We start from the raw sequence: 24,332 nt of genomic DNA, 5'->3' as shown, positions 1-24,332 counted from the left end.
GTCATGGCAATACTACAAAAAACAATTTCTCCTGTTGATGGCAAGGAATATGTAACTAGAGAGCTTGCGACTGAAGCTCAAGTTAATTCGGTTTTAATTCAAGCTCGCACCGCACAACGATCTTGGTCGAAGCAAAGTTTACAAGAGCGCCAACGAGTTTGCCAACGCGCATTGGAGTGGCTAAGAGAAAACCAAGAATCGCTTGGTTTAGAAATATGTTGGCAAATGGGGCGGCCAATCAGATACGCAAAAAATGAAATTATGGGTGTGCTAGAGCGCGGGGAGTATATGATTCACGCGAGTGATGCCGCTCTTAGCCCTGCAACCGTTGAAGACAAACCAGGGTTCACCCGTTTTATAGAAAAAGAGCCAATTGGTGTTGTGTTTGTCGTAGCGCCTTGGAACTACCCTTATTTAACCGCCATTAACTCCGTTATACCTGCATTACTTGCTGGAAACAGCGTGATTATTAAACATTCGGCCCAGACGCCGCTGTGTGCTGAGCGATTGGTTGAAGCCTTCATACAGGCAGGTTTACCTGAAGGTGTATTCCAGTATTTACACCTAAGCCATTCGATGGCAGAGAGCGTTATACGTTCTGGTGATGTCAATCATGTGGCGTTTACGGGCTCTGTGAAAGCGGGGCAGTCGATAGAAGAATTTGCATCCGGTCGGTTTATTGGTGTCGGGCTGGAGCTAGGCGGGAAAGATCCTGCTTATGTACGTGCTGATGCGGATTTGGATCACGCGGTTGAGACAGTGATCGATGGTGCTTTTTTCAATTCGGGTCAATCTTGTTGTGCGATAGAAAGAATCTACGTTCATCATTCGATTTATCAAGATTTTGTCTCAAGAGCGGTTGAGTTAGTTAAGCAGTATCAGCTAGGTGATCCAACGGATATGGATACGACCCTAGGTCCCGTTGTGAATGAGAAATCGGCAGGCTTGGTGCGTGATCAAATCAAGCAAGCGCTAGAGCAAGGTGCTCGTAGTCACATCGATCCAGCTTGGTATGAAGCCAATTCGAACCATGGTGTATATCTTGCCCCACAATTGCTGACGGGCGTTGATCACTCGATGAAAGTCATGACAGAGGAATCGTTTGGTCCTGTGGTTGGCATTATGTCGGTTGAAAGTGATGAGCAAGCGATGATGCTCATGAACGACAGTGAATTTGGCTTAACGGCTTCTATATTCACGACGGATATTGATAAAGCGGTAGAACTAGGAAGAGAGCTTCAAACCGGTACGTTCTTTGTCAACCGATGTGACTACTTAGATCCTGCTCTAGCGTGGACAGGCGTTAAACAATCTGGTCGAGGCCACACCTTGTCCAAATTTGGCTTTGAGGCATTTACTCAGTTGAAGTCATTTCATGTCAAACACCCGTAACGATCGTTGTTGAATACTAGGAGAATAACTATGTCCAATTTTACTCATTGGAATTATCCAACCTCGATTACTGTTGGGGAAGGTTGTGCGAATAGCCTTGATAAAGAATGTCATCAGATCGGTATTAAAAGTGCGTTGATTGTTGTGGATTCCGGCATTGTGTCATTGCCAAGCACCCAAGCTATCGTGTCACGTTGTCAAGAAAGTCACATACGATGTAGCGTATTTAGTGAATTTGCTGGCAATCCCACCGGCGAAGACGTTGCTCGTGGTGTAAGTCAGTTTCAAAAAGAGCAATTTGACGGAGTGATTGCGCTTGGGGGCGGCTCTAGTTTAGACGTCGCAAAAGCGATTGCATTGATGGCTGGTCAACAGCACTCATTATGGGCATTTGAGGATATCGGTGATAACTGGACGAAAGCTGACAGTGATGGTGTTGCTCCAGTGATTGCGATCCCCACAACAGCAGGAACAGGCTCTGAGGTCGGTCGTGCTTCTGTTATTACTGATACCCAAGAGCGAGTTAAACGTATTATCTTCCACCCGAAAATGTTGCCTGAAAAAGTGTTGTTAGATCCACTTCTCACCCTTGGCCTTCCGGCAAACCTTACTGCTGCAACCGGGATGGATGCGCTCTCACACAATTTGGAGGCGTACTGCAGCTCTAGTTACCACCCCATGGCAGAGGGTATTGCCGTGCAGGCTATTCAATTGATTAAAGAAAATCTGCCCTTAGCCTATAGTGACGGTAACAACATAGAAGCAAGAACTCATATGTTGGTGGCGTCTATGATGGGGGCAACCGCATTCCAAAAAGGCTTGGGGGCTATGCATGCACTGGCGCATTCGTTAGGGGCACTTTTTAACAAACATCACGGCTTACTCAATGCCATATTAATGCCTTATGTATTGGTTGCTAACCGAGAAGCCATTGACAGCAAAATGACCAATCTTGCTCGGATGTTGGGGCTAAATGAGCACTCATTTGATTCGCTTCTACAATGGGTATTGGAGATTAGGCGCACTCTCAATATTCCTCATACATTGTCCGACATCGATCTAAATGGTAACCAAGCAGACTTAATTGGCACTATGTCTGTTATTGACCCTAGTGCTTCAGGCAATCCAATTTTGTTTAATGCGAAGCAGTACAGTGAGATTTATATCAACGCGTTAGAGGGGAAACTATGAAGATAGGCGTATTGTTGTGTGATGACGTTGCCCCTGAGCTAAGAGAAAAGCATGGCCAGTATTCGGATATGTTTGAATCTTTATTCGAAATTGACTCTGGAAAGAAAAATGAGTTTGAGTTGGTATTTTATAATGCGGTCGACAAACACTTGCCTCAAAGCGTATGTGAATGTGAAGGCTACGTGATCTCTGGTTCGAAATTCAGTGTGTATGATCAGGATGAATGGATCGTCGAACTTAGTGACTTTATTCGCCAGGTGTTTGACGCTGAAATCAAAACAATAGGTATCTGTTTTGGGCATCAACTTATTGCTCAGGCGTTGGGCGGTAAGGTGGTAAAATCTCCAAAAGGGTGGGGAGCGGGTGTTGCCATTAATCAAGTGCTCGAACAGCCACGTTGGTTCTATACCAATGTTCAATCATCCGGGCAACTATCTTTGATTGTCAGCCACCAAGATCAAGTTGTTGAGTTACCCTGTAACACTAAGGTGTTGGCAACCAATGACTTTTGTCCTAATTCAATAATATTAATTGATCAGCACTTTTTGGGGATACAGGGACATCCAGAATTTGATAAGGCTTTTTCCGAAGATCTAATGAACCATCGTAGAGATAGTATTGGTGAGAGTGCTTTCCAAAAGGGTATGGAGTCATTATCACTGCATGTAAATAGAAAGGAAATAAAACATACCATGGTCAGTTTTTTGAATAGTTCGCAATAGATGTATGGGTATAAGTCACATTTATTCGTTTGGGTCTAGCCGCCGTTAATCATATAGCGGCTGGTAAGCGTAGCATGAATGCAATCTTAGGTTTATCGCTATGATTATGAATGAATTAAGTAGAGAATGACGTCGTCTAAGCTTGCTTTGGAATTCAGTACCCAAGCAATAGTTGTTGGCTTAAGACTTGGGGATGTAGTAGACCCCAAAAAAAGAACCTCCTATGGATAAGGAGGTTTTTTTGCATCTCTAGGTTGAGAATTAGTAGACAGCGGCGGCTTTCTTAACCGGTTTGTCGGCTAGCATAACGCGTTTGACATCAACGGTTCTAGACGTCCAATCTTTATCCACTTCACCTTTTAATATGACTTTCGTTTCTGGGGTTACGTTTACACCGCCCCATTTATCATCATCGATATCCACTTGCACTTGGCCAGTTGTATCTTTAAACATGTAGTTCTCATCACCTAAAGATTGCGTGATATATCCTGTCAACTGTACAGCCGCATCATCGCTGGCGTCTTTGACTGCTTTTGCGGTGGTAATGACGGGATCTGCCGATGGACCAGTGAAACCCCCTCCTTGATTATCTTTTGTTGCTGCCATTGCTGATGTAGAAGCGACTGCGATTGCAGATAGTAGTAGTAGCTTTTTCATCTTTTGTTCCTCTGTTATTACGGACATATTGTTTACTGCGAGAGAAACTATAACTAAGTACCAATTAACGCTACATGAATATTTTGTTTATAAATAAACTTTTTTAATCAATAAAAAATTATATTTATGTTGCTTCTACAGCCTTGTTATTAACCGTTTGAATCGTATATTGCCCCTTACTCTGCCAATTAAACCGTTAATTTTATGAAATATAAAAGGGTGTTTCATTGTTGAAGACAAACGTTACGCACGTGTTAATTACGCTTAATTCGTTTATTATTTTAACGTTTTAATAAAGGAGAACAAGAATGACTGATTCAAAAAAAAGATTCTCTTCTCGCGTTGAAGACTATGAAAAGTACCGCCCAAGCTACCCAGAATCATTACTCAATAAATTGTTTGAAATCACGGGGTCAACATCTAAGCCAGTGGTTGCGGATATTGGTTCAGGCACTGGCATTTTCACCGAGCTTCTACTGGAACATGGTGTGACGGTGACAGGTGTTGAACCTAACGATGACATGAGAAATGCTGCGGAGAAAAAACTGTCTGTTAACACGAGATTTTCTAGCCAAAATGGCTCGGCAGAGAAGACTGGCTTAAAAAGCGACTCTGTGGACTTGATTACGGCCGCTCAGGCATTTCATTGGTTTAATAATGATGAGACCAAAGCAGAGTTTGCTCGAATTCTAAATCATAATGGCTGGTTGGCGCTAATCTGGAATGACCGAAAGTATGGTGAAGGGTGTCAAGCTGTCTATGAAGATGTATTGAAAAAGTATGGCACTGACTACAGCCAAGTGAATCACCAAAATTTAACCGAAGAACAAATAGCTTCTTTTTTTGCTGGCAACAAAATGGATACTTATTCCTTTGTGCATACTCAAGAGTTTGATTTTGAGGGTGTGCTTGGCCGGTTACGCTCTTGCTCCTACAGCCCAGATGAATCGACACAAGACTATAAAAAAGCAGTGGAAGAAATAAAGGTCGCGTTTGACCAATATTCGGTGAATGGGAAAGTGCCTTTTGAATACGATTCGAAGTTGTACATTGGTAAAATTCAACGTTAGCAAACGCGCATTGCATAAGTTGAATTAGGGCGAATTGATAGGAAGCGACAATGACGGTAGAAAAGCTGCTAGAAGAATATTCTCAAGAATATTGTCAGTGTCTTGAGTTAGCATATGGTCAAGGCATGATGTCTGAGGGTGGCGCAGAAGCAATTGATAAGCTTTTTGAAAATATTGAGCTATCAAGCAGGCAATGCTTAGAGATTGGCTCTGGACTTGGCGGAACCGCCTATCATTTGGCCGAGTCACATAACGCTTGTGTAACTGGGATAGAGATCAATGATAGGATGACTCAACAAGCGAGAGAAAATGCACCTATCAACTTGAGAGAGAAATTAACCTTTGTTACTTCCGTCGAACCTTGTTGGCCGTTTGCGGCAGAGTCGTTTGATGTTGTATTTAGTAAAGGTGTATTAACTCACGTTGAAGATAAGAAACCAGTTCTAAAAGAAGCGTTGCGGGTACTAAAGCCAGGAGGGCATTTGGTGATTAATGATTGGCTGAGTTCGCAGAGTCAATGGGGAGAAATCATGCAATATTTTTGTGAAGTTGATGATTTAACCTTATTCCCTATGACAAAAGATCAATACCAATTTGAGTTAAATGAAGCAGGGTTCACCATCTTAAGCAGCACCAGACAAGATGAGGATTACATAACGTACAACCTTGATATTGTCGAAAGGCTAAAAGTAGAACCCGTTCGGTCTCAGTTTATAGACAACTTCGGAGATCAGGAACATCGAAGCCATATTGAAGCGTTTTCACTTACTGCACAAGCGATAAGACAAGGAGAGCTAAACGTGGTGCTTTTTCAGTGTCAAAAGCCACAATAGTCATTGTTGGGAATCTATCGTAGCAAACAAGGAAGTCGCCTGTTACTCTCAGGCGGCTTTTCACTTCCCTGTAAGTCCGTTTAGTTGTAAAAAATGCGCGTCTAAAATACCCAACTCGAAAAGCCACGCTTAATTATATGAGAGTAGTGTCATAATTTGAAGCGCCGCGCACACGTCAATTTCGAGATCTTTAGTTTTCGAACTGTGCTATTGTCGAAGGACAATAGCGTTTGATCGGAAATGACTTTATTTTGAGCATTTTATATCACCAATGACGTTAAAGTTTGATCAATTTCTAGCGAAGTGTTGGACAAAACCGTGTTAGAAACTAATGCCAAATTAGAGAAGAGCAGATTAGAGAAAGTATCGAGTTCTCGATAATTCAGATATGTCCTTAGTGCGAGAAATTGTATTAAAACAGATTTGTCAATTTAGCACATTCACGCTTGTCGGCACTGTGTTCTCAATGTTTACTATCCTGAACAGTAATTTCAGCTATGGAAAATTGTGTCAAACTTCAAGGGGAATAGTGTGGTGAGAGTTTGGGTTCAGTGTAATGCCGTACGATTTAATACTATGAATATCACCTATACTTAACGTAGTGCTCACCTCGTGGGGTGACATGACCTTTACCTTGGACACTCAGAGAAACATGGCCCCCAAAAAGAAAATTGATCAGTATAAAGTGATGTCCTTGAGTCGACTGTTCAATTGGATGTTGGTGCTTGCCCTATTGATGGTGCCTTTTTCTGTCTATCGTGCCAGCCAGATTGGCTTTACTCCTCTGTACACTATCCATCTTGTCGTGACGTTAGGTGCTATCCTATTGTATGCCTATAGGCAGTTTATCACGCCGACACTGACTGAAATTTTTTTGGCTTGTTGCTGCGTATTAGTCGGTGTGGGCTCCACACTCAGCTATGGATTTTCAGGCAATACCGTCAGTATGTTTATGCTTTTACTCCTAGTTCTCAGTATCCAACGCTCCAATACCGTCGTGTTGGGATTCAGTCTGGTTTATATCATCATATTAAGCGTATTAGCCCACTTTTTTATTCACTCGACGCTGACCCCCTATATGAGTATGAACGATTTTGTGCAAAGTCCATTGGCGTGGATATCGGGGATACTGGTGATGGCCATGGCCATGGCTGGCTATGGTGCGATTCGAGCACTGCAAACTGTCTATTTGCTTAAAGCGAACCTATTGTGCGAGCTGTTAAAGCAAAAACAGCATATGGAACGCTTAGCCAATTATGACAATTTGACTGGACTATTGACGAAACGACTGGCCATTGTTCGGTTAAAGATGGCCATGAAATTGTCGTATTGCAATCAGAGTAAACGTATGTGTTGTACTTAGATCTCGACGGTTTTAAGAGTGTAAACGACACGTTTGGCCATGATGCAGGCGACGCTGTGTTAAAACACATTGCCAGTATTATGAAAGACACCACCCGAGAGACTGACAGCTGCTGTCGTATAGGGGGTGATGAGTTAGAGTCAGAGGTAAAGTAGCCTGACTAAAATATCGAGTCTCTGGTGAGCTCGGGCAATTCAGTTCCAGCTTTACCTGGAATATCCACTCGACTCATCCCTTACATAGTGCCGAACACCTCTGAAAGATTATGATGAACAGAGCCCTGCATTGAATAGGAACCCTGTGCATTTTTGCAATCACCCTGTGCATTCAGTGCGAATGTATATAACACAAAAAGCCTCTATCATACTGTTATTAAGTTGATTCATTGTATCGGCATGGGCCAACTAACTTGCCTTGTGTGAACACAACTCGCCGAACCGTAAGTGGGTGAGATTTCTTTCTAGCATTATATATGAATCCAAGTAACGAAAGGGGGTATTCCATTGGCCTTGGAATGTCCAGTTTCAAAAGAACAAGAATATCCTTTTATCGCAATGTTTGTTAGCAATGAAAAGTATATAAAATGCTTTTTAATTTTACAAAGAGGTATAGATGCCACTATTTGATTATAACGAAAAAATTCGGCCAACAGTTCCACTGAACATATTTAACAGCCTTAAACTACTTCCATCTTCTATAGATAATTGGTTTTGCAGTGACAAGCCCTCTAGGCGACATGACACGTTCATCGGTGTGACTCATTTTCGTACTGGAGTCTCCATTATGCTCCCGGCTTTCGAATATGATGAGATACAACAAGGTATTAGAAAAATCCCATCCGATAGGCGTACATTGAGAGTTCTGTCCATTGAAACCAACGACATGTCTATCCCTGTGATGGACCCGTGGTACTCAAATGAAAAAAAAATGAGGCGAGTCTCCTACAACGAGGCGATTAGGGATTATCACGGTCCTCAAAATATGCTTGTAGTCGGACATTTAAAGCAAGGCCAATCTGACGGAATACTTCATAAAACTGCAATCCAAAAGCTTAAAGCAAATATAATATTTAACGACAGTTTAAAGCAATACAACAAGACTAACGTGGAAAAGCTATTAGAAGCGCAATTATTAGATGAAAATAACAATTATATAGGCTGGGCAATTAAGTCAAACGCGTATAAATATCGAACGGGTACGCCTTTGCAAATGGTGTTTTCTTCTTCTCGAAACCAAGGCATTCAGGACGCCGATTACAATATACCTCTATGGGATGACAAAATTCGACATAGAGCCCTAGATCAACAAGGTGAACCAGCTCAACCAGGCACACTGGACAGTAGGGACATGAACAATGCTTGGGCAAATGCAATTGCCTGGATGTTGAGTAGAGATTTAAAAATACCCACAAAAAAAGTAAGCGTTTTCTCAGGAAAAAGGCACTGGGTACTGAATCCTAATACACTGAGAAAAGACTATATATTGTGTCCAGAGCAAATCAGGACAGCCCCAGGGAAGAAGGACATATACCGTAGAGGTAGCCGGCCGATTGATGTTTCTCAACATTGTGACGTGGCCAAAACTGGTTATTTATATATACAAGAATACATCTCAATGGCATGTCAACGATATTTGGAAGACTATAGTCGCACTCACCTACTCGGTAATAAATGGTCACAAGGTTACACTCGAATAAACGATTTTCACAAAAATATCATGCTGTGCGACAAGTATAGTATAATAAAGTTATGTGTGGCTGAGGTGTTCAATAAGGCGATGAACACTAGCAACCATTCCTTTATTAGTTACTTTTTATTGTATATTTCTTTTACACCAGAACCGGTACTCGTTCAACTTAGCATCGAACTTTCAGGGACGTTTAATAAGCTAAACCAGGTTGAAAGACAAAAAGGCACTCAAGCAAGCGGTCACTGGAGAAATAGAGTATTTAGCTCAGATAATGACATTATTACACTGAGAAGAGAGGCAATTAGTATCATGAGAAACTTGAAAGTGTAATGCCACAGCTTCCTGCTTGAAGTAATTGGTATAAGTTCTGTTTTTTCTTCTTGTCATTCACACCTCGATATCTGGATTATACTCCTTTATTGAAGTGTCCGGTCAAATAAAAGCAGATCAGTTCGCCAAACCAAAATGCGCCGTACGCAAGATACATTACGCTGGATTAGTTTTTATATTGAAAGCCGTAACTCGATTCAGTTTGAGAGATACGGATTGAAACGTGAAAGGGGCATAGGCGTGTTAGTTTGATGTTCTAACACGCCTAAAAAATGCACAAACTTTAATGTACTCCGACAGCTATAAGAGTAACAGTGAATCTGCTAGCCTCCTGTTACTTTCAAGAGATGATTTGAATTACTTGCGATAACTTCAATCGCTATCGACTTGGATGTCGGAGTCCAGCTTAAATCACCATAGCTATCTAAGGGCACTAATGGGTTGGTTTCTGGGTAATAGGCTGCTGCATTTCCTTTGGGGATGTCATATTCAACAACGGAAAACCCGCTGACTCTTCTTTCGATGCCATCATGCCAATGGCTAAGCATATCTACTTGATCGAATTCTTTTAATCCAAGTGCGTCAATATCTTCTTTGTTCATAAATAGCACTTTTCGTTGTCCATATACACCACGGTATCGGTCGTCCATGCCGTATACGGTGGTATTGTACTGATCATGGGTACGAAGTGTCTGTAAAACCAGCAAGTCTGGGCGAGTATTATTATCATTTTTCTCTTCGATGATACTGGGTATCACCGAACTCGGTAGAGTGTGTGAGAAGAAGCGAGCTTTGCCGTTGGTGGTATTCCAGATTAATTTAGCGGCAGAGTTACCTAGATAGAATCCCCCAGGTTTTTGAATATGACGATTAAAGTTATCAAAACCGGGAATTGTCTTTTCAATCAGATCTCGAATTTTATTGTAATCTGCGACGAGTTCATCCCAGTCTACGGGAGACTGCCCTAATGTAGCCTTGGCTATACCACCAATAATGGCGATCTCTGATTTCATGTCACCGGTATCACTTTTTACCACGCCAGAGGAGGCATGAACCATACTGAACGAGTCTTCTACAGTGACCTTTTGCGGCCCGGATTTTTGTATGTCTATGTCAGTACGCCCAAGGCAGGGTAGAATCAGAGCGCGCTTACCCGTTATTAGATGGCTGCGATTTAACTTGGTTGCAATGTGGACGGTCAGATTGCAGTTTTGAAGCGCTTGTTCGGTTTCTTTGGTGTCGGGTGTAGCCGCGGAAAAGTTGCCACCAAGGCCGATAAAGACTTTACTCTGGTTATTTTTCATGGCTTGGATGGCTTGAACCACATTATGCCCATTGTGAGAAGGGGGAGTAAAACCGAAGGTATTCTCAATACTTTCAAGGAAGGCTTTACTTGGGGCTTCATGAATACCCATGGTTCTATCGCCTTGCACATTGCTGTGACCACGAACCGGGCATAATCCAGCGCCAGCTTTACCGATTTGTCCACGTAACAACTGTAGGTTTGCAATTTCTTGAATCGTTTGCACTGAATGTTTATGTTGCGTAATACCCATCGCCCAGGTGCAAATGACGTTTTTAGCTTCTAAGTGTAACTTGGCTGCATGTTGAAGTTGAGATTTGCTCAGGCCAGACTGTATTTCTATTTTCTCCCAACTGGTTTGCTCGACTACATTTAAATAAGCATCAACATCACTACAGTGCTCTTCAAGGAAATGCCTATCGAATACGCCTTCTTGCTTTTGTGAAATCGATTCGCGATGCAGCTCTAGCATGTGTTTGACCATGCCACGCACAGCGGCCATATCACCACCAAGCTTTGGCGTCAGGTATAGGCTGCTAATTGGTGTAGAGCCTCGTTGGATCATCTCCAGTTTGTTTTGTGGGTTAGAAAAACGCTCTAGTCCCCGTTCTTTTAACGTGTTGAAACTGACGATACTTGCCCCTCGCTTCGATGCTTTGTATAACGTATCCATCATTCTTGGATGATTGGTGGCGGGGTTTTGGCCGAAAATAAAAATAGCGTCGGCTTTTTCAAAGTCCGAAAGGGTGACCGTTCCTTTTCCTATTCCTATCGATTGATTGAGTGCAACACCACTGGCTTCATGGCACATGTTAGAGCAATCAGGGAAATTGTTTGTGCCAAATTTGCGGACAAAGAGTTGGTACATGAAGGCGGCTTCGTTACTTGCTCGGCCAGAGGTATAAAATTCCGCTTGATCTGGGCTATCAAGTGCATTCAGCTCTTCTGCGATGAGCTTAAAAGCTTCGTCCCAAGTAATGGGTTCATAACAATCGGTGTTTGAGTTGTAGCTAAGTGGTTCGCTGAGTCGCCCTTGATATTCCAAAAAATAACCATCTTGTTTTTTTAGCCAGCTGACAGGGTGCTCGTTTAAAAACGCTCTAGAGACGCGTTTTGATGTTGCTTCCCAGTTCACGGCCTTGGCGCCGTTTTCACAAAATTTAAAATAAGCGTTCTCTTGCTCATCCCCCCATGCACATCCCGGGCAATCGAAACCCACGGTTTGATTGGTCTTTAACAGGTTGCGTATGTTCTTGGCGACGTTTTCGCTCTTTACAAGGTGACGAGCCGTAGAGGATAGTGCGCCCCAGCCGCCAGCGGCATGTTCATATCTCTTTATTTTTTTCTTTGCCATGATGTCCACTATTTTGTTTGGGTATCAATCATTGTTTAATGACGCTGTTCAACTTTTAATACCGCAACTGTTTGAAGTTAAAGCCAATCAAGTATCCTATTACCAACGAAGATTATCGTTAACCATGCATCATACTACAAGGGAAATGTAAGCATTGATATTGTGGTTTTCCGCCGATTTCAGCGCAATGTTGTGAGCTGATGTAATTTTTTTTGTAACAGGGCGGTCCAATACAATGTTAGTTAATCAGTCAGTGCGTTTTATCACTCAACGGTGCTGAATTTAAATGAAAGGAGAGTGCGTGTCATTAGTTACCCAACTACATCAATACCTCATATCAACACCACACTCTTGGTATTTTCTAGCCGCTGGTGTCATCTTATTGTCCTATCTACTTGAAGACTTGGCGATCATTACGGCGGCAACATTAGCGACTCAAGGCTTAATGAGTGTGCCAGTTGCGTTAGTCGCTATTTTCATTGGCATTGCGACTGGGGATTTGGCGTTGTACTACCTGGGTAAATACTGCCAACACTTTCGAGGTATCAAGTATCGAGCGCTGACTAATCAATACTTTAGAGTGCTACGTAAGAAGTTTAGGCAAAACGCATTTCTTAATATTTTCATTATTCGATTCGTACCTGGATTGAGAAGTGTCGGTTTCACACTAAGCGGATTTTTTTCGATTCCGCTAACCACATTCATTCTTGCCGTGCTTTTCGCGACGTCACTTTGGACTTTGCTTGTATTCTCAACTATTTATTACTTAGGAATGACGTCATGGATTCAATCGTCTCAGTATCATTGGATGATTATTCCTATCGCTTTGTTTGTGCTGTTTGTCGTGAATCGTGTCGTCAATAAATCGTTCGCAAGAGGGTATTCATGAGATCAAGAGAATCTGTTCAATGTATCGAACAAGGCCGAGTTAACGCAGGTATGCCTTTGATAGACTTGGCTTCACAACGAAGTGTCTCGCCCTATGAATTTTTGCCGGGGTGGCTATTTTATACGCCAGTTGTGATACAGAGTTTATTCCAAGGGCTACGCTATGCAGATTGGCGACTTCCTCTTATCGCTAACCCTAGTATTCACTTAAGTGGCATGGTCGGTGAATCAAAGCATGATATTTTGAGCTTGGCTGGTGACAAAGCAAACCAGTGGATCTCGCCTTTTATCACGTTAACTAAATCGGAGTTGCCAGAGTCTGAGCAGCTAACGCATGCGCTAACCAGTATGTCAGATAAGCACCTTAACTTTCCAGTTGTAGCGAAGCCCGATATGGGTTGCCGTGGTGCTGGTGTCAAACTTATTCAAGATAAAGCTGGTTTGGAGGAATACATACATTCTTTTCCAGTCGGCGCGCGATACCTACTTCAAGAAAAAGCCCCTTATCAAGCCGAAGCTGGGGTGTTTTATGTCAGATACCCTGGTGAAGAGCGCGGAAAAATATTCTCTATCACTTTGAAATACGCTCCCGTTGTTGTCGGAGATGGAGAGAAAACTTTAGAACAACTCATTGCGGCTTGTCCTAGAGCAGGGAAGTTGCAGCATTTATATCGGCCGAGACACGAAGATAAACTTCAGCAAGTGATCGCTAAGGGTGAGGAATTTCAATTGGCGTTTTCGGGCAGCCACTGTCGCGGCTCAATATTTCGTGACGGAAACCAATTTATTACCGAAAAATTGGCCAGTAAGCTCGATCAGATATTCAACGATATTGATGGCTTTCATTACGGTCGGCTGGACATAAAGTTTAAGGACATTAATCAATTCATGAGAGGTGAAGACTTCACCATATTGGAAATTAATGGAGCCAGTAGTGAAGCTGCTCATATTTGGGATAGTCGTACACCTCTTACCGATATCTTTTCGACTTTACTGACTCAGTATCGAATACTGTTCGACATTGGCGCTAAACAGAAACAAAGAGGCCACAAGGCTCCATCCATTACTAGTTTACTCAAAGCGTGGAAGGAAGAAAAAATACTCACGGCTCAGTATCCAAGTACGGATTAGTGCGTTATTTCTAATAAAAACGAATCGTTTTGTAAGGATTTTTATGTTTGTAACACCCAATACACTACAAGATTTAGATAGACAACATTCCCCTTTGATTGCGGTAAATGGTTGTATTGAAACTTTGGAGCAAGGTTTTTTGTTTCTAGACGCACTTCCTGAGAAAGACTATTCCGTGATTGTGGCTCCACAATTTTCTAGTTCTATTGGGCAACACTTCAGACATTTACTCGACATTTTCCATTCTCTTGGCAAATCTCGACAACTTATCGATTACAACCAACGTCGGCGTGGTCATGAGGTCGAAACGAGTATAACTACAGCAATGTCCGAATTGGAGGTCGTTATCCAATGGTTGCAGCAAAAACAAGAGCCGGAGCTGCTTGAGCCCGTCACAATTATCACTGAGGTATCAGTGAAACAAACGGAAACCAGTACGATGTCTTCAACGCTTATTCGTGAAATTACCTTTGCTTCGCTGCATGCGACTCACCATTACGCGATGGCTAAAGTCATTTCTCAATTCTTGGGGAACGCGACATGTTCAGGATTTGGTGTTGCGCCAGCCACAGCCACTTTTATTAGGGAGCAGTGATCATGTGCTCGGTATCTTGGCTCACAACTTCGGATGGGTATCAGGTTTTTTTCAACCGCGATGAACAAATATCTCGAGCTCATGCCCTGGCTCCTACGCAGCTCACAATAGATGATGTCGAGGTGATGATGCCAATTGACCCTGTGGGTAGTGGTAGCTGGATAAGCATGAATGAGCACGGTTTATCCTTATGCATCTTAAACAACTATCAAGGGCAAACGCCTTCTGGACCATTGATTAGCCGTGGGCTGCTACTTAAGCAACTCTCGGTGTTAAAAACGGTATCCGATGTTGCTACAGCGTTTAAAAAAACCGAGCTTAGTCATTTTGCTCCTTTCACGCTATTAGCCTTTGATCCGGCTCTCAACGAAAACAACTTAGACGTGATGGCGTTTGCTTGGAACGGTCGTGAAGACACGATATTTCCTACAGACTCACCGCTATTTTCCTCGGGCGTGGATCCTAAAGGTGTTCAGCAATACCGACAACATGTCTATCAGAAACTCACCGAAAAAGACAAAAGTATTAGCAGTTTAATTAAATTCCACACCCACCACCATCCAGAGTTAGCCTATATGTCGACTTGCATGAGTCGAGAGAAAGCGAAAACCGTCAGTTTTACCTATTTAACTGTGTCAAATGATAACAAAAGCATGTCCTACTTGCCGGGCTCTCCTTGTCAAAGCTTGTCTGAGGAGACCTTGGAGAAAAATGCCTACTGTTTGACGTCAACGAAATCATTTGTTTCGTAATTTGGAGGAATCAAGTTATGAAGAAGCTATTTGCAATAGTGCTATTTGCAATGAGTTTTTCTGTTCTTGCACAAGATGAAATTTACACCGGATTTTTTAGCAATAAAGCGGTCAGTGGCTATGATACGGTCGCGTATTTTGTTGAAAATAAAGCGGTCAAAGGAAGTTCCGACTATGCCACTGAATACAAAGGAGCGACTTGGTATTTTTCTTCTCAAAAACACTTAGATATGTTTGTCAAAGATCCTGAGAAATACGCACCTCAATATGGTGGCTATTGTGCTTGGGCGATTGCAGCGAAAAATGATTTTGCATCAGCTGACCCGAATGAATGGACGATAGTCGATGGTAAGCTCTACCTCAATTATGACCGAGAAATCAAAGAGCGTTGGGAGAAAGACCGAGCGCAGTTTATTCGTCAAGGGGATGAAAATTGGCCCAAGTTAATTCAATAGGAGTGAAAAATGAAATTTGTTGCAAGCAAGCACATTCCATCGATATTTATTGCGTTCGTATTCGTTCAGTCTTTGTTTTTTAAGTTTACCGGATCTTATGAAACCAATTATATTTTCGGCACCTTAGGGGAATGGTCTGGCCTAGATTGGTTCGGTAGTGTAGGGGGGTATGGTGTGGGTATCGTTGAGCTCATCGCTGCCATCTTGTTGTTCACCCGATTTCATGGTTTTGGCGCTATTTTGAGTGTGTGCGTGATGACAGGTGCGATCTATTTTCATCTATTTACCCCGTTAGGGATTGTAATGCCTGAATTTGATGGTCAAGGTCAAATCGTTGGCAACGATGGAGGATTATTATTTGGCATGGCTTGTATCGTGTGGCTTTGTGGAGCCTATTTAACGGTTAGAGATATCAAGCAAGGCGGAGTTTTGAGTCAGTTTGTTAGTAAAGCGGAGTAACTAACTATGCAGGGAAGTCCTTTTCGTTTACCAAGGCACACGCCGTTTGGTATTGGTGAGTCATTTGTTGAATGGCTAACGGGGTTATCAAAACTCGATGGCCATTATCAGAAGAAGCCTAAAGATCCCACAAGCTTCGAGTTTATGAATTACACCTTATCGACATTGGGGATCGAATATGAAGTAGGGCGTGGAAATACCGATGATATCCCTAAAGAAGGTCCATTGGTTATCGTGGCTAACCATCCGCTAGGTGCGATTGAAGGCGTCATTTTAGCAGACTTCATTGGACGGATAAGACAAGATGTGAAGGTTCTAGCCAATGAGCTTCTCAAAAGGCTGCCTGAAATTTCCGAGTTATTTATTGGTATTGATGTGTTTGAAGGAAAAAATGCTCACAAAACCAATGCTAAAGGTGTGAGAGAAGCGCATCAACACCTCGCTGACGGTGGGGTCCTTATTGTATTTCCTGCTGGTGAAGTCTCTACCTATTGTAAATCTTCGAACATGCTTGCAGATATAGAGTGGAGTCAATCTGTCGCCAAGTTTGTGAAAAGAAGCAAAGCAGTCACCCTGCCTATTTACGTCAATGGCAAGAATAGTCATTTATTTTACCAAGCGGGTCGTGTACACCCCTTATTGAGGACCGCATTGCTTGGTCGAGAGCTATTGAATAAAAGCGAAAAAACCATACAGATTTCTCTAGGCTCCCCAATTCCATTTCGAGAAATAAAAGATTTTGCGTCTGACAAAGATATTGTTAATTATTTTCGCCTCAATACCTATCTAATGTCTCCAGAAACGAAACCAGAGACTAACTTTGAAGAAAGCTATCAAACCCCCATAATTGATCCCTTAGACAAACACGAGTTACAACAAGAGTTGGATTCGTTACCTGCTGAAGCGCTGCTGCTTGAAAACAAAGAGTTCTCAGTGTATTGCGTCGGCACACAGTCTATACCACTAATGATGCGTGAGATTGGTCGAGTAAGAGAAGAAAGCTTTCGACAAGTTGGTGAAGGCTCAGGGTTAGCCTGCGATTTGGATGAGTATGATCTCCACTACCAACAACTGTTCGTTTGGAATAATTCGGAAAAGGAGCTGGTCGGCTCATATCGACTTGGTTTAGTGGACGAACTGGTTAAAAAGAATGGGATAGAAGGGCTTTACTCTCGTAGCCTGTTTCAATACCAACAACAATTTATCGACACATTGGAAAACTGTATTGAAGTAGGTCGATCAGTGGTTTCCATCAAATATCAAAGAAACATCAACTCGTTGCTATTGTTATGGAAGGGGATTGCAACCTATGTACATCGCCACCCCAAATATACGCACTTGTTTGGGCCTGTCAGTATTAGTAATGAATATAGTGATGTCGCAAGGCATTTAATGGCCGCGACGCTGTCTATTTATCACTACGATAATGAAAAAGCCTCGCTGGTGAAACCGTCCACTCCACTAAGGAGCACCGGGAACACATTTTGGCAGTCGAACTTACTTTCACCTTTGGCTAACGTTTCACTGCTATCTAAAGTATTGTCACGAATGGAAAAAGGAAAGGGATTACCCGTTTTGTTACGTCAGTATTTGGGAATGAATGGTAAACTCGTGTGCTTCAACGTAGACCCTGCGTTTAATGACACATTAGATGGCCTCATTGTTGTTAACCTCAAACAAGTGCCCCTTAAAACCCTGTCAAAATATATGGGCAGTGATGAGGCGAAATGGTACTTGGAAGTTGAGCACCAGGTACAAACGACGCCACAATTGGTGAAATAACATGTCTGGAACATAGCGCCCATGGGGATTATCGATAAAATAGTGAACAAACTTGGCTTTTACGATATCGATGAGTTTGGCGTTAAAAACTATAATTATCGTGTAATTGGCTTGTTAGCGTTGGTTCTATATATAGTCTTACTATTAATTCTTGGTGTGATCACCTATTTTGCTGAAATAGGTGCTCCGCACTCCAATATCATGAACCTCGGTGATGCTATATGGCTGATGTTTATGTCTTCTTCAACTATCGGCTTTGGTGACCATTACCCTGTCACAATGATTGGTCGTCTCGCCGTGTTTGCAATGTTTGTTTTTGGTGTAGGGATTCTGGGGGTATTGGGTAGCTTATACGCAAAGCGAATGTTTGGTTTTTCCGACACTAGCGTGAAAAACCGAGAACTGAGGCGACAGAATAATGAAATACTTGCTCGTCTGAAAGTACTAGAAGATAAAATTGACCAGTCACCTCGCAAACCACCCGACAAACAAAAATAGCTCAACTCTTCCACTACCGATGAAACACTCTCATCCGACGCTCGGCAAATGTTGATCTTAGCGACTTATTTGATTTCTGGTGCGCGCAAAGGTGTCGGTTCACGCTACATTTACAGATAGGTTACTGATTGAGCGTTGAGGTTCGACCATGAAGACGTTCTTCTTTGCTTGTTTTTTGCTTTTGCCCTCTAGCTTCGCTTTTGCGAAGGTAGAGGCGTATTTCGTTGCCGTGAATGAACTTAATGTTCGGTTAGGCCCTAGCTTACAGTCAAGCGTTGCTCATGTGATGAAGCAAGGTGACGTTGTTGGTGTGTTTGAACAAAAGGGGGGCTGGGCTAGAATCTCAGAATACTATCCAGCGCATTTCGAATCCTCTATGAAAGGTTCGACTAAGCAGCTTGCCCGTTGGGTATATTCGGCACATTTATCGAAGCAACGTATCAATAATCTAATCTCTTCACCTACCTCTCAGTTGGAAGAAGCCATCGAGTTTTCCGATGATTTCTCTATACACCGTTCCATCTTTCTCAAAATTGCGAATGATCTCATCAACAAGGGTCGATGTACCCTGCAAGACTTTGTTCGTAACGGTGGTTGGTATCGTTCGCTTTCTCACAAGCCTGAAGCCATTTATTTCACCTACTGCGGCAAAACCCACATTTCCAATCGAATTTATTTAGATCCAGTCAAGGTCGCGTTACTAAATTAACCTCTACTCAAGGAAAGAATGAGAAGGCTTCCTATAACTTATTGAAAATCCACTGTATCAACGGGTTTATATGATGTGCGGATAGATGGATAACGAGTATATTTTAGTTTTTGAACACCTTCATATTGTTTACAACATAGTCATTGGCTCCTGAATGCTTTGTGACTATGAAAATAAAAATGAGTTATCTTGCTTTATCAATCGGCCTGTCGTTTTCAAATTACGCCGACGCTTGTAAGGAGACGATTGAGTCTTGTACTACTCGCAATGACATTGTTAATACTGCCAACCCTTATCACAAAGCAATGGATGTTAAAAAATATTGGGCCAGTGAAAAGCTTGACGGCATACGCGCCAAATGGACGGGTAGTGAACTGAAAACGAGGACAGGTAAGCTTATCAAGGCACCAAGCTGGTTTACTGACGCATTACCGGGGATTCCTATAGACGGTGAGTTATGGGCAGGTAGGAGTCGATTTTTTGTTGTTCAGCAAACCGTTTTAGACAGCTCTCCAAATGATAGTGCTTGGCGAGAGATCAAGTTTATGGCGTTTGATTTGCCCAATCATGGCGGCACTTATAAGCAACGCTATCAGAGACTTATTGATGTAATCGAAGATATCGGTCAAAAGCATATCCAATACGTAGAGCATTACCCAATAGAGTCTCGACAAACATTGTCTGAACGCTTGAATCAATTAACAAGCTCAGGTGGTGAGGGGCTCATGCTTAGAAAAATTGACAGCTTGTATAGTGTGGGGCGCAGCAATGAGTTACTAAAACTAAAATTGGCGCAAGACGCAGAGGGCACCATCATTGGTTATAAGGCAGGCACTGGAAAATATACAGGGCTCATGGGGTCGATTCAGGTTAGGATGAAAAGCGGTGTTGAATTCTATATCGGCAGTGGTTTTACGGACAAGCTAAGGAAGTCGCCTCCACCCATAGGTACAGTCATCACGTTTAAATTTAACGGTTATAGCCACAAAGGGGTGCCTAAGTTTGCTCGCTATGTTAGGCAAAGGGCTTCAAACTAGTCAAAATGAGTCAATTAATTTCTTTGTTTATGAAATTCAATACGTGATTGAACGTCGGTTGAACTGTGGTATTGCTTGAATGATTCTTCAAATAGCTTGTTTAATTTTAAAAATTGTTCGGAGTCTTTCTTGAAGAATACATAGATAGGTATACTTCTTTTGATTTCAACAACCTGCCTAAATTTACTCCGTGTTAACTCGGGTATACTCTCCTGGTTGTTGTTGACAATGGTATTAAGTATCGACTCACTACTCACAAAGTAATCGCCCCTTTTCGTGAGTATCTTTCGGATAATTTGGGCCTCAGAATTGACGTATTCGATTTTACTTTTTTCTAGAGAGTGAATGTGATTATCAATGACTTTACCCCATGTGGTGCCCTTTATGGTAACAAATCTATATCCTTTCAGATCTTCTAGTCGATTGACCGAGTGGGGGATATTTCCATCCGAAAGCGTATACATACCCATTACTGAGTTGTTTATGGCCGCTGGTTCATCTACAAATGAAAATACTTTTTCTCTTTCTGGAGTTCGATTTCCACCAAGAATAAAGTCCACTTTCCCATCTAGCACTTGTTGCTGACATCGTTTCCAATTCAAGTTCTTATGTACTTTGGTGTCTACGCCTGCATTTTTCTTGAACACATTGAGCTCTTCGATAAGGATTCCGTCGTAGCTATTGTTGTATGGATAAATCCAAGGGTTCCAGTTGAAAAATGCGCACCATGATATGACCTCCTTAGCGTGAACTGTAGGGGCAAAAAACAACGCGTAGATTATCAGTATCAGTTGAATCGCAAGTTTCTTCATTAGCTGTCACTATGATTTGTCTACGTTAAGCATAGTTAATTCTTAGCGAGACAGCGTATCGTGCCTACATTGCAGCGCTTAAAATCGGGCCGTCAGTAGCGAATATACTCTTCGGCAGCCCGTTTGGAAGGGATATACTTTGACTATCTTGTCGAAAACGCCAGTTGGGTGTTATCAGGCTGTTTATGCATCCAATGTAATCGTAATCCAAGCAGTGATGCGGCAAAGCACAGCCCTACAATAAAGCCTACCCAAAACCCATATACTCCTAGCGGTTGAGTGATCCAGTCAGTCAGTGCCAAAACGTAACCCGTTGGTAAGCCGAATATCCAATATGAAACAAACGTGTATTTGAATATCGCAGCCATGTCTTTATAGCCACGTAGTGCGCCTGCGGAGATGACTTGAACCGTATCGGCAAATTGATATACAGACGCAAAGATAAGTAAGTGGACAGCAAGTTCTATTACTGCTCTGTTGCTGGTGTAGAGTAGAGCGATATGTTCACGCAACAAAATGGTGAGGGTTGCTGTAATGACGGTAACGGCAAGCCCGACAAGAATGCCGACTCGAGAGGCTATTGTGGCCCCCATAACATCTTGTTCACCAAGTGTGTGTCCCACGCGTATACTTACGGCAGACCCAATACTCATCGGTAACATAAATATCAGCGATGAAAAGTTAATGGCGACTTGATGGGCAGCAACGACCAATGGACCTAAAGGGGCAACCAATAGTGAGACGACAGCAAACAAGGTCACTTCAAAAAAGACCGCTAGGGCTACAGGTAATCCTAATTTAACTAAACGTAATATTGGTTTGAGTTGCGGGCGATAAAACTGTTGAAACAAACCCACTTGCGCGACTTTTTTCGAGAATAAAATGTAAACCAGCAAGGCAAAGAACATCAACCAATAGACTATTGCAGTCGCCACTCCACAGCCAACACCGCCAAGTGCTGGTGCACCGAACTTACCGTAAACAAATATCCAGTTTAGTGGAATGTTGCAGAGAAGCCCGATAAAGCCAATCACCATGGCAGGTTTAGTGAGTGATAGTCCGTCTGTTAAGCTTCTTAGTGTTTGAAATAGTAAGTAAGCTGGGACTGCAAAAATCACCGCATACATATACCCAGTGGTTTTCTCAGCCATAAGAGGTTGGACATCCATCCAATAGAGGATCTTGTGGGTTTGAAAAAGGATGAGAATAATCGGTATCGAGATCAGCAGAGCCATTGCGGCTCCTTGCTGAATTTCGTAGGCAATTTTATGTTGTCTTCCTGCGCCATTGAGCTGTGCGACAACGGGAACTAATGCCATGAGAAGCCCGACACCAAACAAAATGGAAGGCAACCAAATACTAGCAGCAATCGATACGGCTGCCATATCCGTCGCACTGACGCCGCCAGCCATGATGGTATCGACAAACCCCATGCCAGTTTGTGCTACTGAAGCAATGAGTACTGGGGTGGCAAGCTTTATGAGCGTACGAGCTTCCTTTTTATATTGCGGCACAGGCAATATTCTCCTTTATGAATGGATTATGGTAGAAATATAATTTGATTGCGGTTAATTCGCATCATAATGAAATACCATACTGACTGTCACGACAAATTTAACGATAAAAGTATCATCTTATTCCCCTAATAAGAAGAAGGGTCTGTGAATCGACAGTACCTTTCAAATTGATTAGACTGAGTTCACTTTTGAAAGACATATGGTTAGGTAAAGCAACTATGTTTACTGGCATCGTAAGAGGCATGGCTCAGGTAGAGTCCATAGAGAAAAAACAAGATTTTCAAACGCATATTGTTAGGCTATCAGGAGAGTTATCTCAGGGCATAGAAATCGGTGCATCTGTTGCCCATAACGGTTGTTGTTTAACGGTTACCCAGATAGATGATGAGCTGGTTACGTTTGATTTGATGAATGAAACGCTGAGCGCTACTAATCTAAGTCAGTTATCTGAAGGGGACTATGTCAATATAGAGAGAGCGGCCAAGTTTGGTGATGAAATTGGTGGCCACAATATGTCGGGGCATATCAGTGTCGTAGCTGAAATTACGCAAGTTATCGAGACGCCTAATAACAAAACACTTTGGTTTTTATTGCCTTTAGATAAAATGAAATACGTTTTAGAAAAAGGTTATATTGGCTTAGATGGATGCTCTTTGACGATAGGTGAAGTAAAAGGGAATGCATTCAACGTACATCTAATCCCAGAGACTTTAAATAGGACCCTATTTGGTCGTCGGCAAGTGGGCGATAAAGTGAATGTTGAGTTTGACCCGCAAACCCAAGCGATTGTCGATACCGTCGAACGAGTGATGGATAACAGGCTTAAGAACGCTTAACCACTACTATGACAAACGTTGCTGCTTAAAGTAGCAACGTTATTGGTTCCTGACGCTGTCAGCGAGAAACAATGGTGTCTATGAGCGATTCGGCTTGAGCTAGGTAATGGCCACCAAATTGATTACAGTGATTAAGGACATGATATAAATTGTAAATGTCTTTACGTTGCTGATACCCCGAATCTAGTGGTAGCACGCTTTGGTAACCTTGATAGAACTCGGGTAAGAACCCTTTAAACAACTCGGTCATCGCAATATCGCATTCTCTATCTCCCCAATAACATGCAGGATCAAAACAAATAGGGCCAAAGGCAGAGTTTCCGGCATTTCCACTCCATAAGTCACCATGCAGAAGTGAAGGCTTCGGATGATGGGATGAAAGTACCTCACTGATAAAACGTGTTAACTCAGAAATATCGACGAGGTTGATGCCTTTTTCCGAAAGAAGCTGTAATTGCCACCCGATACGTTGCTCAGAAAAGAAACGATGCCATTTTCGGTGCCATGGGTTAGGTTGAATCGTTGTCCCGATATAGTTGTCTCTGTCAAAACCATATTCGCCTTGATCTCCCCAAGAATGTAGCCGGGCGAGCTGCTGCCCGAATAGATAGCTGTTTTGCGGATCATCGAGTGGTTTAATCGATAAGTAGTTGAGAACAATAAAGGAGTGAGATTTGGTCGTGCCAGTCATGACTAACTCTGGAATGTATATAGTATCTGTCGTGCGCAAGGCTTTGATGTTTTCAGCTTCTATTTCAAAAATCGAGTGACACTCGCGTGTATTGACTTTAACGAAATATCTGTCTTGACCATCGCTGATCATATAGGACTCGCTAATATCCCCGCCAGATAACTTGGTTTTCTCTGAAATATTAAAAGAGAACATCAACTTCTCGGACAATTGTTGAGAAATCGCTTGCCACATACTCACTCCAAGAAATAATCAAGATTTGTTCA

At 42.4% G+C, this 24,332-nt stretch carries 24 protein-coding genes; 19 read left to right on the top strand and 5 right to left on the bottom strand.

Annotated features, from left to right (window positions below; translation table 11 throughout):
• Positions 1-3: 3 nt before the first annotated feature.
• The 3 genes from M9194_RS17970 to M9194_RS17960 are packed head-to-tail and all read left to right on the top strand — an operon-like array spanning position 4 to position 3,305.
• Entirely contained in the window at positions 4-1,392 is a 1,389-nt protein-coding gene (locus tag M9194_RS17970; RefSeq protein WP_250614074.1) for an aldehyde dehydrogenase family protein, read from the top strand.
• 30 nt (positions 1,393-1,422) lie between these two features.
• A complete protein-coding gene (locus M9194_RS17965) occupies positions 1,423-2,583 on the top strand; it encodes an iron-containing alcohol dehydrogenase (protein ID WP_250614073.1) in 1,161 nt (386 codons plus the stop codon).
• Positions 2,580-3,305 carry a glutamine amidotransferase-related protein gene (locus M9194_RS17960; RefSeq protein WP_250614072.1) on the top strand — a complete coding sequence of 242 codons (726 nt, stop codon included), beginning with the start codon at positions 2,580-2,582 and terminating at the stop codon, positions 3,303-3,305. The genes M9194_RS17965 and M9194_RS17960 overlap by 4 nt, the downstream gene beginning before the upstream one ends.
• 261 nt (positions 3,306-3,566) lie before the next feature.
• Here M9194_RS17960 and M9194_RS17955 read toward each other — a convergent pair whose 3' ends face one another.
• Positions 3,567-3,962: a YgiW/YdeI family stress tolerance OB fold protein gene (locus M9194_RS17955; RefSeq protein ID WP_250614071.1), complete on the bottom strand. Its 396-nt coding sequence runs from the start codon at positions 3,960-3,962 to the stop codon at positions 3,567-3,569.
• Between the two features lie 308 nt (positions 3,963-4,270).
• Between M9194_RS17955 and M9194_RS17950 the strand changes: the two genes are divergently transcribed.
• The 5 genes from M9194_RS17950 (at position 4,271) to M9194_RS17930 (ending at position 9,247) form a co-directional block, all read left to right on the top strand.
• The gene (locus tag M9194_RS17950; protein WP_250614070.1) at positions 4,271-5,032 is read left to right on the top strand and encodes a class I SAM-dependent methyltransferase; all 762 of its coding nucleotides are present in this window, start codon (positions 4,271-4,273) and stop codon (positions 5,030-5,032) included.
• Positions 5,033-5,082: 50 nt separating this feature from the next.
• The gene (locus tag M9194_RS17945) at positions 5,083-5,865 is read left to right on the top strand and encodes a class I SAM-dependent methyltransferase (protein ID WP_250614069.1); all 783 of its coding nucleotides are present in this window, start codon (positions 5,083-5,085) and stop codon (positions 5,863-5,865) included.
• A 622-nt stretch (positions 5,866-6,487) separates the two neighbouring features.
• A complete protein-coding gene (locus M9194_RS17940; RefSeq protein ID WP_250614068.1) occupies positions 6,488-7,228 on the top strand; it encodes a hypothetical protein in 741 nt (246 codons plus the stop codon).
• Positions 7,216-7,383 (top strand): GGDEF domain-containing protein, encoded by a 168-nt coding sequence (locus tag M9194_RS17935; protein ID WP_250614067.1) that lies wholly within the window; start codon positions 7,216-7,218, stop codon positions 7,381-7,383. The genes M9194_RS17940 and M9194_RS17935 overlap by 13 nt, the downstream gene beginning before the upstream one ends.
• Positions 7,384-7,840: 457 nt before the next feature.
• Positions 7,841-9,247: a hypothetical protein gene (locus M9194_RS17930; protein ID WP_250614066.1), complete on the top strand. Its 1,407-nt coding sequence runs from the start codon at positions 7,841-7,843 to the stop codon at positions 9,245-9,247.
• 323 nt (positions 9,248-9,570) lie between these two features.
• Here the strand turns inward: M9194_RS17930 and M9194_RS17925 are convergent, their stop codons facing one another.
• Positions 9,571-11,904, bottom strand: coding sequence for an FdhF/YdeP family oxidoreductase (locus M9194_RS17925; RefSeq protein ID WP_250614065.1), 2,334 nt, complete (start codon positions 11,902-11,904; stop codon positions 9,571-9,573).
• Between the two features lie 301 nt (positions 11,905-12,205).
• Between M9194_RS17925 and M9194_RS17920 the strand changes: the two genes are divergently transcribed.
• From M9194_RS17920 to M9194_RS17875, 10 genes are all read left to right on the top strand, one after another.
• On the top strand, positions 12,206-12,793 hold the full coding sequence (locus M9194_RS17920) for a DedA family protein (protein ID WP_250614064.1): 588 nt from the start codon (positions 12,206-12,208) through the stop codon (positions 12,791-12,793).
• Positions 12,790-13,923, top strand: a complete 1,134-nt coding sequence (locus tag M9194_RS17915) for an ATP-grasp domain-containing protein (protein WP_250614063.1) — start codon at positions 12,790-12,792, stop codon at positions 13,921-13,923. The genes M9194_RS17920 and M9194_RS17915 overlap by 4 nt, the downstream gene beginning before the upstream one ends.
• A gap of 43 nt (positions 13,924-13,966) precedes the next feature.
• Positions 13,967-14,518 carry a DinB family protein gene (locus M9194_RS17910; protein WP_250614062.1) on the top strand — a complete coding sequence of 184 codons (552 nt, stop codon included), beginning with the start codon at positions 13,967-13,969 and terminating at the stop codon, positions 14,516-14,518.
• A 2-nt stretch (positions 14,519-14,520) separates the two neighbouring features.
• Positions 14,521-15,270 carry an NRDE family protein gene (locus M9194_RS17905; RefSeq protein WP_250614061.1) on the top strand — a complete coding sequence of 250 codons (750 nt, stop codon included), beginning with the start codon at positions 14,521-14,523 and terminating at the stop codon, positions 15,268-15,270.
• Positions 15,271-15,287: 17 nt separating this feature from the next.
• The gene (locus M9194_RS17900) at positions 15,288-15,725 is read left to right on the top strand and encodes a YHS domain-containing (seleno)protein (RefSeq protein ID WP_250614060.1); all 438 of its coding nucleotides are present in this window, start codon (positions 15,288-15,290) and stop codon (positions 15,723-15,725) included.
• A 9-nt stretch (positions 15,726-15,734) separates the two neighbouring features.
• Complete coding sequence (locus M9194_RS17895) at positions 15,735-16,184, top strand: hypothetical protein (RefSeq protein ID WP_250614059.1); 450 nt, start codon at positions 15,735-15,737, stop codon at positions 16,182-16,184.
• Between the two features lie 6 nt (positions 16,185-16,190).
• Entirely contained in the window at positions 16,191-17,966 is a 1,776-nt protein-coding gene (locus M9194_RS17890; protein WP_250614058.1) for a bifunctional lysophospholipid acyltransferase family protein/GNAT family N-acetyltransferase, read from the top strand.
• Between the two features lie 21 nt (positions 17,967-17,987).
• Positions 17,988-18,464: a potassium channel family protein gene (locus M9194_RS17885; protein ID WP_250614057.1), complete on the top strand. Its 477-nt coding sequence runs from the start codon at positions 17,988-17,990 to the stop codon at positions 18,462-18,464.
• Between the two features lie 148 nt (positions 18,465-18,612).
• Positions 18,613-19,173 carry an SH3 domain-containing protein gene (locus tag M9194_RS17880; protein WP_250614056.1) on the top strand — a complete coding sequence of 187 codons (561 nt, stop codon included), beginning with the start codon at positions 18,613-18,615 and terminating at the stop codon, positions 19,171-19,173.
• Between the two features lie 179 nt (positions 19,174-19,352).
• The gene (locus tag M9194_RS17875) at positions 19,353-20,210 is read left to right on the top strand and encodes a DNA ligase (protein ID WP_250614055.1); all 858 of its coding nucleotides are present in this window, start codon (positions 19,353-19,355) and stop codon (positions 20,208-20,210) included.
• A 14-nt stretch (positions 20,211-20,224) separates the two neighbouring features.
• On the opposite strand, the gene M9194_RS17870 is transcribed toward M9194_RS17875, so the two are convergent.
• Positions 20,225-21,022 (bottom strand): substrate-binding periplasmic protein, encoded by a 798-nt coding sequence (locus M9194_RS17870; protein WP_250614054.1) that lies wholly within the window; start codon positions 21,020-21,022, stop codon positions 20,225-20,227.
• A 143-nt stretch (positions 21,023-21,165) separates the two neighbouring features.
• Positions 21,166-22,536, bottom strand: a complete 1,371-nt coding sequence (locus M9194_RS17865) for an MATE family efflux transporter (RefSeq protein WP_250614053.1) — start codon at positions 22,534-22,536, stop codon at positions 21,166-21,168.
• Between the two features lie 221 nt (positions 22,537-22,757).
• Here M9194_RS17865 and M9194_RS17860 point away from each other — a divergent pair, with 221 nt between their 5' ends.
• The gene (locus tag M9194_RS17860) at positions 22,758-23,375 is read left to right on the top strand and encodes a riboflavin synthase subunit alpha (protein WP_250614052.1); all 618 of its coding nucleotides are present in this window, start codon (positions 22,758-22,760) and stop codon (positions 23,373-23,375) included.
• A gap of 58 nt (positions 23,376-23,433) precedes the next feature.
• Here M9194_RS17860 and M9194_RS17855 read toward each other — a convergent pair whose 3' ends face one another.
• On the bottom strand, positions 23,434-24,300 hold the full coding sequence (locus M9194_RS17855) for a fructosamine kinase family protein (protein ID WP_250614051.1): 867 nt from the start codon (positions 24,298-24,300) through the stop codon (positions 23,434-23,436).
• Positions 24,301-24,332 lie beyond the last annotated feature (32 nt).

Origin of the sequence: Vibrio sinus (assembly GCF_023634645.1) — a bacterium.
GTDB classification, from domain to species: Bacteria; Pseudomonadota; Gammaproteobacteria; order Enterobacterales; family Vibrionaceae; genus Vibrio; species Vibrio sinus.
This window is presented reverse-complemented; position numbering and strand designations above follow the sequence as displayed.

Excerpts from the sequence above, each read along its gene's own strand:
- M9194_RS17970 (WP_250614074.1), top strand. The coding sequence starts at position 4 with ATGGCAATACTACAAAAAACAATTTCTCCTGTTGATGGCAAGGAATAT.
- M9194_RS17965 (WP_250614073.1), top strand. The coding sequence starts at position 1,423 with ATGTCCAATTTTACTCATTGGAATTATCCAACCTCGATTACTGTTGGG.
- M9194_RS17960 (WP_250614072.1), top strand. The coding sequence starts at position 2,580 with ATGAAGATAGGCGTATTGTTGTGTGATGACGTTGCCCCTGAGCTAAGA.
- M9194_RS17955 (WP_250614071.1), bottom strand. The coding sequence starts at position 3,962 with ATGAAAAAGCTACTACTACTATCTGCAATCGCAGTCGCTTCTACATCA.
- M9194_RS17950 (WP_250614070.1), top strand. The coding sequence starts at position 4,271 with ATGACTGATTCAAAAAAAAGATTCTCTTCTCGCGTTGAAGACTATGAA.
- M9194_RS17945 (WP_250614069.1), top strand. The coding sequence starts at position 5,083 with ATGACGGTAGAAAAGCTGCTAGAAGAATATTCTCAAGAATATTGTCAG.
- M9194_RS17940 (WP_250614068.1), top strand. The coding sequence starts at position 6,488 with ATGACCTTTACCTTGGACACTCAGAGAAACATGGCCCCCAAAAAGAAA.
- M9194_RS17930 (WP_250614066.1), top strand. The coding sequence starts at position 7,841 with ATGCCACTATTTGATTATAACGAAAAAATTCGGCCAACAGTTCCACTG.
- M9194_RS17925 (WP_250614065.1), bottom strand. The coding sequence starts at position 11,904 with ATGGCAAAGAAAAAAATAAAGAGATATGAACATGCCGCTGGCGGCTGG.
- M9194_RS17915 (WP_250614063.1), top strand. The coding sequence starts at position 12,790 with ATGAGATCAAGAGAATCTGTTCAATGTATCGAACAAGGCCGAGTTAAC.
- M9194_RS17910 (WP_250614062.1), top strand. The coding sequence starts at position 13,967 with ATGTTTGTAACACCCAATACACTACAAGATTTAGATAGACAACATTCC.
- M9194_RS17905 (WP_250614061.1), top strand. The coding sequence starts at position 14,521 with ATGTGCTCGGTATCTTGGCTCACAACTTCGGATGGGTATCAGGTTTTT.
- M9194_RS17900 (WP_250614060.1), top strand. The coding sequence starts at position 15,288 with ATGAAGAAGCTATTTGCAATAGTGCTATTTGCAATGAGTTTTTCTGTT.
- M9194_RS17895 (WP_250614059.1), top strand. The coding sequence starts at position 15,735 with ATGAAATTTGTTGCAAGCAAGCACATTCCATCGATATTTATTGCGTTC.
- M9194_RS17890 (WP_250614058.1), top strand. The coding sequence starts at position 16,191 with ATGCAGGGAAGTCCTTTTCGTTTACCAAGGCACACGCCGTTTGGTATT.
- M9194_RS17885 (WP_250614057.1), top strand. The coding sequence starts at position 17,988 with ATGGGGATTATCGATAAAATAGTGAACAAACTTGGCTTTTACGATATC.
- M9194_RS17880 (WP_250614056.1), top strand. The coding sequence starts at position 18,613 with ATGAAGACGTTCTTCTTTGCTTGTTTTTTGCTTTTGCCCTCTAGCTTC.
- M9194_RS17875 (WP_250614055.1), top strand. The coding sequence starts at position 19,353 with ATGAGTTATCTTGCTTTATCAATCGGCCTGTCGTTTTCAAATTACGCC.
- M9194_RS17870 (WP_250614054.1), bottom strand. The coding sequence starts at position 21,022 with ATGAAGAAACTTGCGATTCAACTGATACTGATAATCTACGCGTTGTTT.
- M9194_RS17860 (WP_250614052.1), top strand. The coding sequence starts at position 22,758 with ATGTTTACTGGCATCGTAAGAGGCATGGCTCAGGTAGAGTCCATAGAG.
- M9194_RS17855 (WP_250614051.1), bottom strand. The coding sequence starts at position 24,300 with ATGTGGCAAGCGATTTCTCAACAATTGTCCGAGAAGTTGATGTTCTCT.